Here is a 12,482-nt window from a genome sequence, read left to right on the forward strand (position 1 = left end):
CCCTTTCCACCTCGTCGAGGAGTAATTTTTGAGCAACCTGACCCTGGCCCTCGGGCGCCCCACGCTGGCCGACCGTATTGTGAGCCGTACCCGCGTGATGGATGTTGTTCTGATCATCGCTGGCGCAGCGTTGACAGCCGTTTCCGCGCAGATCGCGGTTCCGCTATGGCCGGTTCCGATCACCGGCCAGACGCTCGCTGTGCTGCTCGTGGGCGTGACCCTCGGAGCAGTTCGCGGTGGACTCTCCATGGTGCTGTACGCGATTCTGGGAGTCGTCGGTCTGCCCGTATTCAGTGAATCGTCGTCAGGCTGGGGCGTTATTGCGGGCCCGAGCGGTGGCTACATCATCGGTTTCATCTTCGCCGCGATTCTCACCGGATGGCTCGCCCAGCGTGAGTGGGACCGCAAGCTGCTTCGTGCTTTCGTCGCGTTCCTCGCGGGATCCGTGGTGACCTTCGCCTTCGGTCTTCCGTGGCTGGCAACCTACCTCGGCGCTGTCGGAGTGCCGAACGACCTGAATTCCGTGCTGACCGCCGGACTCTACCCGTTCATCCTCGGCGGAATCGTAAAATCCATCCTCGGCGCGGGGATCATCACCCTCGCGTGGGTCGCGGTTGGTCGTCGCGACAAGAAGAACGCACACCAGTAAACACCTCAGCCAGTCACAAGGAACGGCCCGTGCGATCAGTCGCACGGGCCGTTTTCACGTGCGTGAAGCCAGGAGGCGGCGGCGCCTGACACTCACCGCGGCGGGCATCCGTCAAGAACGGGATCCCTCAGCACCTGCGGCACTCCCGTGCCTTTTTTCTTCCGAAATGACGGACTCGATCGATGCTTGCCGCGTGATTGCGGGGGCAGGTACCCGCAGATGGACAACTTCTCCGTCATTTCGGAAGGGAGCAGCGGCACGAGCACGGCGGCGGCGGCGGCGGCGGCGGCGGCGGCAGCGCAACAGAGGAAACGGCCCGGACGATGGTTCCGCCCGGGCCGTTCTTGGATCCTGCAGGATCGAAAGCTAGATGGAGAACCCGAGGGCGCGCATCATGTCGCGGCCGTCATCGGTGATCTTCTCTGCACCCCACGGCGGCATCCAGACCCAGTTGATCCTGAACGCGTCGACGATGCCATCGAGAGACTGGGCGATCTGCTCCTCGATGATGTCGGTGAGCGGGCATCCGGCCGAGGTCAGCGTCATGCTGATGATCAGCGCGTCGCTTTCCGGGTCCCAGCTGAGGTCGTAGATGAGACCGAGATCGACGATGTTCACCCCGAGCTCGGGGTCCATCACGTCTTTGAGTCCCTCTTCGACCTGGTCGAACAGGGCGGGAGCTAGAGCAGTCGACATAGGCCTAGGCTACGCTCGTGTCGGTGAGAAAGCGATCGTAGCCCTCGTTTTCGAGGCGATCGGCAAGCTCGGCTCCGCCTTCTTCAGCCACGCGACCATCGACGAATACATGGACGAAATCCGGGGTGATGTAACGAAGGATCCGCGTGTAGTGGGTGATCAGCAGCACACCGAGGTTGTTGGCCTCCTTGGCGCGATTGACGCCCTCTGAGACGATCTTCAGTGCGTCGACGTCGAGCCCGGAGTCGGTCTCGTCGAGGATAGCGAACTTGGGCTTGAGCAGTTCCAGTTGCAGGATCTCGTGTCGCTTCTTCTCTCCCCCGGAGAAACCCTCGTTGACGTTGCGCTCGGAGAACGCCTTCTCCATGCGCAGGCTCTTCATGGCCTCGGCCACCTCTTTGATCCAGGGTCGCAGGGCGGGGGCTTCGCCATTGAGCGCGGTTTTGGCGGTGCGGAGGAAGTCGGCCATACGCACACCCGGAATCTCGACGGGATACTGCATCGCCAGGAACAGCCCTGCGCGCGCACGCTCGTCGACGCTCATGGTGAGCACCTCGACGCCGTCGAGCAGCACAGAGCCGCCCTCGACGTGGTATTTCGGATGTCCAGCGATCGTATACGCGAGGGTCGACTTCCCCGATCCGTTCGGCCCCATGATCGCGTGGATCTCGCCCTGCGCGATCGTGAGATCGACACCATTCAAGATCTGTTTGGTGCCCTGCTCGGTCTCGACACTGACGTGGAGATCTTTGACTTCAAGTACTGACATTGCTCTGTTTCCTGTTGGGGCCATGACCGTGCTGGGTCAGGAGGCCAGTGTCTTGTTGGCGGGGTCGATATAGACGACACCCGAATCATCGACGTTGACGTTGTAGACCGGCACCGGCTCGTAGGCCGGGAGGTTGAGGGGCTTTCCCGTGGCGAGGGAAAACTGCGAACCGTGTGCCCAGCATTCGATGGCGTTGTCTTCGACGAAACCCTCGGCCAGCGAAATGTCACCGTGGGTGCAGGTGTCCCCGATGGCGTGCACGGCACCGGTCGAATCTTTCACGACCACGATGGCCTCGCCTTCGATTACGACTCGGAAAGCCTTGTCGGTCTGAAGCTCCGCGGTGGTGCAGATCCGTTCGGCGGTCACTGTGTCACTCCCGCAGTTGTCACTCCCGCTGTGAGGGATAGCTCGGCTTCGATCGCCGAGTGGAGTCGGGCTTCGAGCTCGGAGTTCCCGACCTTCTGAACGATCTCAGACAGGAACCCGATTACCACGAGTCGACGGGCTTCGGCTTCACTGATGCCCCGCGACTGCAGGTAGAACAGCTGTTCGTCATCGAAACGCCCGGTCGCGCTGGCGTGACCCGCCCCGAAAATGTCCCCGGTCTCTATCTCGAGGTTGGGGATGGAGTCGGCCCTGGTGCCCTCGGTGAGCACGAGGTTGCGATTCTGCTCGTAGCTGTCCGTCCCCGAGGCATCCGGCCCGATCAGCACATCGCCAACCCAGACCGTTCTTGCGCCAACTCCCTGGAGCGCGCCTTTGTAATTGACACGGCCCTTCGTGTTTGCGCCGAGGTGGTGCAGGTAGACGCGCTGTTCGAAGTGCTGGCCGGCGTCAGCGAAGTACAGGCCGTACAGCTCAGCGTCAGAACCCTCACCCGCGAGGTGCACAGACGGGTTGAGCCTGACAACCGCACCACTCAGCGAAACGACGATGTGCTTGAGAAAAGCATCACGCCCGACGGTCGCGAAGTGGCTGGAAAGCTGGGAGGAGTCGTTCGACCATTCCTGCAGCGACACCACAGTCAGTTTCGCACCATCCTCGACGACGATCTCGACGTTCTCGCCCAGCGTCGCTGGGCCGGAGGATTCGAGGATCACTGTTGAGTTGCTGTTCGCCTTCGCCGTGATGACCGTATGCGCAGCCCTCGGGGTGCTCCCCAGGGCCGACCGCGTCACCGTGACGTTCACGTGCTCTTCGGAGGTCACCGTGATCGCAAGGGCCTTGTCGAAGCTCGACCAGGCATTTGCCGACGCGCGGTCCTCCGGTGTTCCGGCGCGACCGACGAGCGCATCGTCCCTGTCGACCCATTCGATGGATACGCCCGAGGGAATATCGGCGACATAGTCGTAGATCGAGCCGTCGAGCGGCCCGTCGATGAGCGGCCGCACGAGCTTCACCGGCGTGAGCTTCCAGTCTGACTCGAGGCCGGTTACGGCCGGGAAGTCGTCATGGTGCACCGATGAAAAACGTGCTGAGCGGGTCTGCACGGGAACGTATCCCGGTTCTCCCCATCCGCCATCGCTATGGGCCGTGGCCCCGAGCTGCTCGGGTGTGGTTACTACGGTCACTATCCGACAGTTCCTTTCGACGTTGGGAGGAAGGTCATCCGACGCTGCCTTCCATGCTCATTTCGATGAGCTTGTTGAGTTCGAGCGCGTACTCCATCGGCAATTCGCGAGCGATCGGTTCGATGAATCCACGCACGATCATGGCCATGGCCTCGTCTTCCGGCATTCCACGGGACTGCAGGTAGAAGAGCTGCTCTGCGCTGACTCGCGAAACTGTCGCCTCGTGTCCGAGCTGCACGTCATCCACTCGGATGTCGATAGACGGGTACGTGTCCGACCGGGAGATGGTATCGACCAACAGGGCGTCACAACGCACGGTGTTCGCGGAGTGATGCGCCTTCTCGTCGACACGCACCTCGCCACGGTAGCCAGCGCGTCCGCCGCCCCTGGCGATGGACTTGGAGACGATGGATGACGTTGTGTACGGCGCCATGTGGATCATCTTCGCTCCAGCATCCTGGTGCTGGCCGGGGCCCGCGAATGCGACGGACAGGGTCTCGCCCTTGGCGTGCTCCCCCACGAGGTAGATCGAGGGGTACTTCATCGTCACCTTGGAACCGATGTTTCCGTCGATCCACTCCATCGTCGCGCCCTCGTGCGCGATGGCACGCTTGGTGACGAGGTTGTAGACGTTGTTCGACCAGTTCTGGATCGTCGTGTAGCGCACTCGCGCGTTCTTCTTGACGATGATCTCGACCACGGCCGAGTGCAGCGAATCCGACTTGTAGATCGGAGCGGTGCATCCCTCGATGTAGTGCACGTACGATCCCTCGTCGGCGATGATCAGGGTGCGCTCGAACTGGCCCATGTTCTCCGTGTTGATGCGGAAATATGCCTGCAGCGGGATCTCGACACGCACGCCCTTGGGGACGTAAACGAACGATCCTCCCGACCACACGGCGGTGTTCAGCGCCGCAAACTTGTTGTCACCGGCGGGGATGACCGAGCCGAAGTACTCGTCGAAGAATTCGGGGTGCTCGCGAAGAGCGGTATCCGTATCCATGAAAATGACGCCCTGGGCTTCGAGTTCGGCGTTGATCGAGTGGAAGACGACCTCAGACTCGTACTGTGCCGCAACGCCGGAGACGAGGCGTTTGCGCTCAGCCTCCGGGATGCCGAGCTTCTCATAGGTGTTGCGGATGTCTTCGGGAAGATCTTCCCAGGTCTGTGCCTGCTTCTCGGTGGAGCGCACGAAATACTTGATGTTCTCGAAGTCGATGCCGGACAGGTCGGCGCCCCAGGTTGGCATGGGCTTGCGACGGAATAATTCCAGGCCCTTGAGTCGCATCTTCAACATGGACTCTGGCTCATTCTTGAGCCGGGAGATGTCGGTGACGACCTCCTCGTTGATTCCTCGTCGCGCCGATGCGCCAGCAGTATCAGAGTCGGACCACCCGAATTCATACTGCCCGAGGCCATTGAGTTCCGGGCGGTCAATCAGTACGTCAGTCATTGGTTTCCTCTTTCCCTACCTAGGCCAACCGAGGTGGCTGCCGCGGCATTCCTTCGAACAGCATCGCGCTCTGGGATGCGGCACTCATTCCGGCCTGTCGTCGTACTGGCAGGACGGGTTCGATGCCCGTCATCAACATTGACTGTTCGGCGCGGTTGTGTTCGTAGAACGCCTCAATCTTACAGGCAGTGGATGCTCGCCACCCGTTTAGAAGGCAAACAGCCAGACTTGTGCGCCCGGTCTCAGCGGGAATCTCCAGCGAACGATGCCTATCATGGAGCGGGTGTCTTGAGAGGACAGTATTTCAGTGTTGCGTCGCGTAATTGATGGGTTTCTGCAGTGGCTGCCGTCGGGCGTGGATAGGCGGGTCCGGGTGGCGGCGTGGCTGTCACTGGCCTTCCAGGTCGCCCTGATCGGCACCGGTGGAGCAGTGCGATTGACCGCATCCGGTCTCGGCTGTCCGACCTGGCCCCAGTGCACCGACGGCTCCTTCGTCAATACGCCGGAGATGGGCCTCCACGGGGTTATCGAATTCGGTAACCGCCTGCTGACCTTCGTGCTTGCTGCTGTCACCATCGCGGCATTCCTTTCCGTCTTCCGTTTTCGTCGCCAGCGCAGGGACCTGTTCAGGCTGACGCTTCTGCAGGGGCTGAGCATCCCGTTCCAGGCGGTCCTTGGCGGCATCACGGTCCTCACCGGCCTCAACCCCTATGTCGTCGGCGCACACTTCGCCGTGTCGATCGTGCTGGTCATGGTGACGACGATCCTCGTGTGGAGGGTCTATAACGGGCCCCGCACACCCGGACTCCTCGTGCCAGTCAGCGTCCTGGCCATCGCCAGGCTCAGCGCTGTCTCCGTCGCGGTGACCGTCGGGGTCGGCATCCTGACGACAGGCTCCGGCCCCCACGCCGGCGACAACTCCAATCCGGATAAGCCAGCCCCACGCAACGGGCTCGACCCCGAGTTGCTGCAGCACGTGCATAGCTGGCCCGCCTACATCACCGTCGCACTCACCGTGGCACTGGCCATCCTGATTATGCGATTCCCGGTTGAACGACGGTGGATTATCGCGCTACTGGCCGTCGAGGCCGTGCAAGTGCTGGTCGGCATCGCCCAGGCCCGTCTCGGCCTGCCCGAGGTGCTGGTCGGCGTCCACATGGTCCTCGCCGCTGCACTGGTGGCGGCCATGACAGCCGTGATGCTGTCCCTGCGTCCGAAAGCTGCCGCCCAGCCAGCGGTATCGGTCGAACTGCGGGTCAGGGTTGCCGCGAGCTAGCTGCGGCTGACGCCGGGTTTCGACTGCTAGAACGGAAGCAGCGGGTCGATTCCGACGGCGAGGAACACCAGCGTCAGGTAGGTGATCGAACTGTGGAATACGCGCATCGGTCGCACATCCCCATGGCGAACAGCGGTGCTGTAGAGCCGGTGCGACTCAACGATGAACCAGGCGCCACCGGCCAGCGCGACGGACGTGTAGAGGATCCCCATCCCGGCCACCGGTACGAGCAGCAGGGAACATGCGACAGTGGCCCACGCGTAGAGCACCACTTGCAGCCCGACGACGGTACGGCCGCGCACGACGGCGAGCATCGGAACGTTGACCGATTGGTAATCGGCGCGGTACTTCATCGACAGCGGCCAGTAGTGCGGCGGCGTCCAGAGGAAGACGATTCCGAACAGGATGACCGGAGCCCACGTCAGCTCGCCGGTGACGGCGGCCCATCCGATGAGCACGGGCATGCATCCCGCGACGCCGCCCCACACGATGTTCTGCGGGGTGCGGCGCTTCAAAACGAGCGTGTACACGAGCACGTAGAAGAGAATGGCGGCGAGGGACAACATCGCCGCGAGCCAGTTGATGAGCAACCCCAGCCAGAGCACCGATGCGACGCCCGAAATCCAGGCGAACACCAAAGCTTCACGGTCGCTGAGCTCGCCCGTGACGAGCGGCCGTTTTTTGGTCCTGTCCATGACGCGATCGATGTCACGGTCGATGTAGCAGTTGAACGCGTTTGCCGAACTCGCGCTCATGATCCCGCCGACCAGGGTGCCGAGCACCAGCCAGAGATTCGGGATTCCGCCAGCAGCCAGGATCATCACTGGTGCCGTCGTCACCAAAAGGAGTTCGATCACGCGGGGTTTCGTGAGTGCGACGTACGCTTTCGTCTTCCTGAGGATGCCGACGCGTTCCCGTGGGGCACGGTTCTCGATTACTACATCCATATAGACGATTCTAAACGACGCGATGCTGGGAGCCTGACTACTCCCCACCTGTCCGATCTGCAAGTATCGGCGCGAACTTCCCCCCGTCTCTATACTTGGGAAAGCCTGCCCCTCGCGGCCTCACCCAAAGTTCACCCCCGGGTGGTTGTGGTGCCCCGCGACGGAGACACTGTCGTCCGCAGCAGAACCAGAAAACCGTATGCCGGGCGACACGCTCGGTACGTCGCTTGAAGAAGGGTGCAGTACCTCGTGGCAACTCTCCAGTGGGATCCCATTGACAATAAGGCCGTAGACACCGCAAAGATCCTCGCGGCTGATGCCGTGGAGAAGGTGGGCAACGGGCATCCCGGTACCGCGATGAGTCTCGCGCCTGCCGCGTACCTGCTCTTCCAGAAGGTCATGCGTCGCGACCCTAAGGACAATGAATGGATCGGTCGCGACCGCTTCATCCTGTCGGTCGGCCACAGCTCACTCACGCAGTACGTGCAGCTGTACTTCGGCGGCTACGGACTTGAACTCGACGACCTGAAGGCACTCCGTACATGGGGTTCGAAGACTCCGGGTCATCCGGAGTACGGCCACACGGATGGCGTCGAGATCACCACGGGTCCGCTCGGACAGGGCATAGCGTCGGCCGTCGGGTTCGCGTATGCGAGCAGGTTCGAGCGCGGTCTCTTCGATCCGGATGCCGATGCCGGCACCAGCCCGTTCGACCACTTCGTCTACTTCATCGCTGGCGACGGCGACCTCCAGGAGGGCGTCTCCAGTGAGGCATCGTCGCTGGCCGGCCACCAGCAGCTCGGCAACCTCATCGGAATCTACGACTCGAACCAGATTTCCATCGAGGACGACACCAACATCGCCTTCACCGAAGACGTCAGGGCTCGCTACGAGGCCTACCACTGGCACGTCCAGGTCGTCGACTGGAAGAAGACCGGCGTCTACGAAGAAGACGTCGTCGAATTGAACGCTGCAATCGAAGCCGCACAGGGCGTGACGGATAAGCCGTCCCTCATCATCCTGAAGACGATCATCGGGTGGCCCAGCCCGAAGAAGCAGAACACGGGCAAGATTCACGGATCGGCCCTGGGAAGCGACGAGCTCGCCGCCGTCAAGGAGGTGCTCGGGTTCGATCCGGAGCAGACCTTCCAGGTCGCCCCCGAGGTCATCGAGCACACCCGTAAGGCCATCGACCGCGGCAAGGCAGCTCACGACCTGTGGAACGTGCAGTTCGAGGCCTGGGCCACAGCCCAACCTGATAAGAAGGTGCTTCTCGACCGGATTCTCTCCGGTGCATTGCCCGACGGCGTCGAGGATGCGCTCCCGGTGTTCGAAGCGGGCAAAGAGATGTCTACCCGTGCCGCCAGCGGCAAGGTGCTCAGCGCGCTCGGCCCTGTCATCCCCGAGCTCTGGGGCGGTTCAGCCGACCTGGCAGAATCCAACAACACCACGATCGACGGTGCGAGATCATTCATCCCGAGCGAGCACTCCACCCACGAGTGGACGGGTGATCCCTACGGTCGCACGCTGCACTTCGGAATCCGCGAGCACGCGATGGGGGCGATCCTGAATGGAATCGTGCTTCACGGAAACACTCGCCCGTACGGCGGAACGTTCCTGATCTTCAGTGATTACATGCGACCGGCAGTTCGACTCGCTGCGCTCATGAAGTCACCGGCGATCTACGTCTGGACCCATGACTCGGTCGCTCTCGGCGAGGATGGTCCGACTCACCAGCCGATCGAGCAACTCGCTGCTCTTCGCGCGATCCCCCACCTGGACGTGGTGCGCCCCGGTGACGCGAACGAAACCGCGTGGGCATGGAAGACCATCCTCGAGCGACGTAAAGGCCCGGCGGGCATCGCCCTGACCCGCCAGAACATCCCGGTGTTCGAACGGGGTGACGATGTTGCCAGCGGCGAGACCTTTGCGTCTGCGAAGCACGTTGCGAAGGGCGCATACATTCTGGTCGAAGCACCCGGCGGAACGCCTGACATCATCCTGATGGCGACCGGATCCGAGTTGCAGATCGCAGTCGAAGCCCGCGAAGTACTGAAGGCCGACGGTGTGAATGCGCGTGTCGTCTCGGTGCCGAGCCTCGAGTGGTTCGAGGAGCAGGATGCCGCCTACCGCGAATCCGTCTTCCCCGTAGCGGTGAAGGCTCGCGTCTCCATCGAAGCCGGCATCGCACTGACTTGGCGCGGATACGTCGGGGATGCCGGTCGGAGCGTGTCGATAGAGCACTACGGAGCGTCGGCCGACTACAAGACCCTGTTCCGTGAGTTCGGAATCACCACCGAGGCCGCCGTGGCCGCAGCCAGGGAATCGCTCGCGGCCGTTGCGCCCCTCACGACAAGCCCTAAGGCATAAGGAAAAAACACTATGAGCACCGAAACTCCCACCACAGCCCTTTCCGCCGCGGGCGTCAGCATCTGGCTCGACGACCTTTCGCGGGAGCGCATCAATTCGGGCGGACTTCAGAAGCTGATCGCGGAGCGCAACGTCGTCGGCGTCACCACCAACCCCACGATTTTCGCAACGGCACTGGCCAGGGGTGAGGCGTACGACGCCCAGGTCGCCGAGCTCGCCTCGGCGGGAAAGACTGTCACCGAAGCCGTCTTCGAGATCACCACCAATGATGTCGCCGCTGCCAGCGACATCTTCCGCCCGGTGTACGACTCCACCGGCGGTAAGGACGGCCGGGTATCCATCGAGGTAGAGCCTGGACTCGCGCACGATGCGGCGGGCACTATCCAGCAGGCTCGGGAGCTCTGGGCGAAGGTCGACCGCCCGAACGCGATGATCAAGATCCCCGCAACAGTCGAGGGACTCGAAGCGATCACGGCGACGATCGGCGCAGGTATCAGTGTCAACGTCACGCTTATTTTCAGCCTTTCGCGTCACCGCGAAGTCATCAACGCCTACCTCACCGGCCTCGAGCAGGCCAGGGCGGCAGGTCACGACGTGTCGACCATCCATTCGGTCGCGTCGTTCTTCGTATCCCGCGTCGACACCGAGATCGACAAGCGTCTCGATGCCCTCGGCACCGATGACGCCAAAGCACTGAAGAGCAAGGCTGGCATCGCCAACGCCAGGCTCGCCTACCAGGTCTACGAGCAGGAATTCAGCTCGGAGCGCTCGCGAGTGCTGCTTGCCGCCGGAGCGAACAAGCAGCGGCCGCTGTGGGCATCCACGGGAGTGAAGGATCCCAGCCTTCCTGACACGTTGTACGTGACAGAACTGACTGTGGGCGAGACCGTCAACACGATGCCGGAGAAAACACTCGAGGCCACCTTCGACCATGGCGTGATCACCGGGGACAATGTGACCCGCAACTACAACGCCGCGAACAACACGCTGGATGCTCTGGCCGCTCTCGGCATCTCCTACGACGAGGTGACCGCGCTGCTCGAGAAGGAGGGTGTGGAGAAGTTCATCGTGTCGTGGAACGAGCTGCTCGATACCGTTGCAGCAGCGCTGGAGGCCGCGAAGTGAGCGTCCGGATCGCTGTATCCGGAGCGGCGGCAGAGGCCGTCGAGCGCCTCGTACCGCAGCTGATCAACGATCTTGTCGCCAGCAGGCTGACGGGTGGGGATGCCTCGCTGTGGGGTGCGGACGCAGAAGACGAGTCATCGAAGCGACTGGGATGGGTGCAGGCGGTATCCGTCTCTCGCCCCTTGATCGCTGAGATCTACGAATTGCGCGATACCCTTCGCGCCGCCGGCGTCGACCACATCGTGCTGGGCGGCATGGGCGGATCATCGCTGGCTCCCGAAGTCATCACACGTACGTACGGTGTCGAGCTCACGGTTCTCGATTCAACCGATCCCGGCCAGGTGATGGCGGCACTGGCTGATCGGCTCGCGACCACCGCCGTGGTGATCTCATCGAAGTCCGGCTCGACTCTCGAGACCGACAGCCAAAAGCGAATTTACGAGCAGTTCTTCACGGATGCGGGAATCGATCCGCTCCAGCGCATCGTCATCGTGACCGACCCAGGCTCACCGCTCGATATCGGGGCTCGTGAAGCCGGTTACAGAGTGTTCAACGCCGACCCCACGGTTGGGGGTCGTTACTCGGCACTGACCGCCTTCGGCCTCGTCCCGTCAGGCCTTGCCGGAGTCGATCTCAACGAACTGCTCGACGAATCCGAAGCAGTCATGCTGGAGTTGTCGATAGATCACCCGGACAATCCCGGCCTCGTCCTCGGTGCCGCGATCGCGGGAACCGTACCGCTCAAAGACAAGCTCGGCATCGTCATCGACGGCACGCATATCCGCGGATTCGGCGACTGGGCTGAGCAGCTGATCGCTGAGTCGACGGGAAAGCTCGGCAAGGGCATTCTTCCTGTCGTACTCGAAGTGGACTCCCCCGAACTCAGCGAGAATCTCGCCGACCTCCAGGTTGTACGACTGGTGGGTGACTGGGATGACACCAAGGACGTCGCCGACGGCGAAATCGAGATCGCCGGCAGCCTGGGTGCCCAGATCCTGGTGTGGGAATACGCCACGGCGATTGCCGGTCGGCTTCTCGGGATCAACCCGTTCGACCAGCCTGATGTCGAATCGGCGAAGATCGCCACCCGCGCTCTGATCGACAACCCCTCGATCCCGGCGACCCCGGCCTTCGTGGTCGGCGACATCGAGGTTCGTGGAACAGCCGCAGTCGTCGACGGCGTGAGCGACCTCGCTGGTGCGATCGACAAGCTCGTCGCGTCTCTTCCCGCCGATGGCTACGTCGCCATCCAGGCCTATGTCGACCGCGTCGCCCATCCGGAACTCCTGACGCTGCGCGATGCCCTCGCGAGGCGGTCCGGCAGGCCCGTGACGTTCGGCTGGGGTCCGAGGTTCCTCCACTCGACCGGCCAGTTCCACAAGGGCGGGCCGGCGGTCGGCGTGTTTCTCCAGATCACCAGCGCGGAACAGCCCGACCTCCAGATTCCCGATCGCCCGTTCACCTTCGGGCAGCTCATCCGGGCACAGGCCGACGGTGACGCGAGTGTGCTCGCCGATCATGGGCGTCCGGTGCTCAGCCTTACCCTCGCAAACCCAGCAGAGTCGCTGCCGATAATCATCAGCGCACTCAGCTAGTACTGGGTACCGAGCAGTTTAGGAGCAC

General features: G+C 62.6%; 11 protein-coding genes. 5 read left to right on the forward strand and 6 right to left on the reverse strand.

The features are described from left to right. Window positions 1-28: 28 nt before the first annotated feature. Complete coding sequence (locus IEW81_RS00430) at window positions 29-649, forward strand: biotin transporter BioY (protein ID WP_097061901.1); 621 nt, start codon at window positions 29-31, stop codon at window positions 647-649. Window positions 650-1,015: 366 nt separating this feature from the next. On the opposite strand, the gene IEW81_RS00435 is transcribed toward IEW81_RS00430, so the two are convergent. From IEW81_RS00435 to sufB, 5 genes are read right to left on the reverse strand one after another with little or no spacing between them, the layout of a single operon-like run. Then, a complete protein-coding gene (locus IEW81_RS00435; RefSeq protein ID WP_097061900.1) occupies window positions 1,016-1,345 on the reverse strand; it encodes a metal-sulfur cluster assembly factor in 330 nt (109 codons plus the stop codon). Window positions 1,346-1,349: 4 nt separating this feature from the next. Further along, window positions 1,350-2,114 carry a Fe-S cluster assembly ATPase SufC gene (sufC, locus tag IEW81_RS00440; protein ID WP_097061899.1) on the reverse strand — a complete coding sequence of 255 codons (765 nt, stop codon included), beginning with the start codon at window positions 2,112-2,114 and terminating at the stop codon, window positions 1,350-1,352. Between the two features lie 36 nt (window positions 2,115-2,150). Then, window positions 2,151-2,483, reverse strand: a complete 333-nt coding sequence (locus IEW81_RS00445) for a non-heme iron oxygenase ferredoxin subunit (RefSeq protein WP_097061898.1) — start codon at window positions 2,481-2,483, stop codon at window positions 2,151-2,153. Beyond that, window positions 2,480-3,691, reverse strand: a complete 1,212-nt coding sequence (gene sufD / locus IEW81_RS00450) for a Fe-S cluster assembly protein SufD (RefSeq protein WP_373285376.1) — start codon at window positions 3,689-3,691, stop codon at window positions 2,480-2,482. The genes IEW81_RS00445 and sufD overlap by 4 nt, the downstream gene beginning before the upstream one ends. A gap of 31 nt (window positions 3,692-3,722) precedes the next feature. Continuing rightward, window positions 3,723-5,141 (reverse strand): Fe-S cluster assembly protein SufB, encoded by a 1,419-nt coding sequence (gene sufB / locus IEW81_RS00455; protein WP_097061896.1) that lies wholly within the window; start codon window positions 5,139-5,141, stop codon window positions 3,723-3,725. A 307-nt stretch (window positions 5,142-5,448) separates the two neighbouring features. Between sufB and IEW81_RS00460 the strand changes: the two genes are divergently transcribed. Further along, window positions 5,449-6,417: a COX15/CtaA family protein gene (locus IEW81_RS00460; protein ID WP_308421856.1), complete on the forward strand. Its 969-nt coding sequence runs from the start codon at window positions 5,449-5,451 to the stop codon at window positions 6,415-6,417. 26 nt (window positions 6,418-6,443) lie between these two features. Here the strand turns inward: IEW81_RS00460 and IEW81_RS00465 are convergent, their stop codons facing one another. Beyond that, window positions 6,444-7,364, reverse strand: coding sequence for a heme o synthase (locus IEW81_RS00465; protein ID WP_097061895.1), 921 nt, complete (start codon window positions 7,362-7,364; stop codon window positions 6,444-6,446). Between the two features lie 249 nt (window positions 7,365-7,613). Between IEW81_RS00465 and tkt the strand changes: the two genes are divergently transcribed. The 3 genes from tkt to IEW81_RS00480 are packed head-to-tail and all read left to right on the forward strand — an operon-like array spanning window position 7,614 to window position 12,454. Continuing rightward, window positions 7,614-9,734, forward strand: a complete 2,121-nt coding sequence (tkt, locus tag IEW81_RS00470) for a transketolase (protein WP_097061993.1) — start codon at window positions 7,614-7,616, stop codon at window positions 9,732-9,734. A gap of 12 nt (window positions 9,735-9,746) precedes the next feature. Further along, window positions 9,747-10,859 carry a transaldolase gene (gene tal, locus IEW81_RS00475; RefSeq protein WP_097061894.1) on the forward strand — a complete coding sequence of 371 codons (1,113 nt, stop codon included), beginning with the start codon at window positions 9,747-9,749 and terminating at the stop codon, window positions 10,857-10,859. Further along, the gene (locus IEW81_RS00480; RefSeq protein ID WP_097061893.1) at window positions 10,856-12,454 is read left to right on the forward strand and encodes a glucose-6-phosphate isomerase; all 1,599 of its coding nucleotides are present in this window, start codon (window positions 10,856-10,858) and stop codon (window positions 12,452-12,454) included. Before tal ends, IEW81_RS00480 begins: the two co-directional genes overlap by 4 nt. Window positions 12,455-12,482 lie beyond the last annotated feature (28 nt).

Origin of the sequence: Salinibacterium xinjiangense (assembly GCF_014645015.1) — a bacterium.
Taxonomy (GTDB): domain Bacteria; phylum Actinomycetota; class Actinomycetes; order Actinomycetales; family Microbacteriaceae; genus Rhodoglobus; species Rhodoglobus xinjiangensis.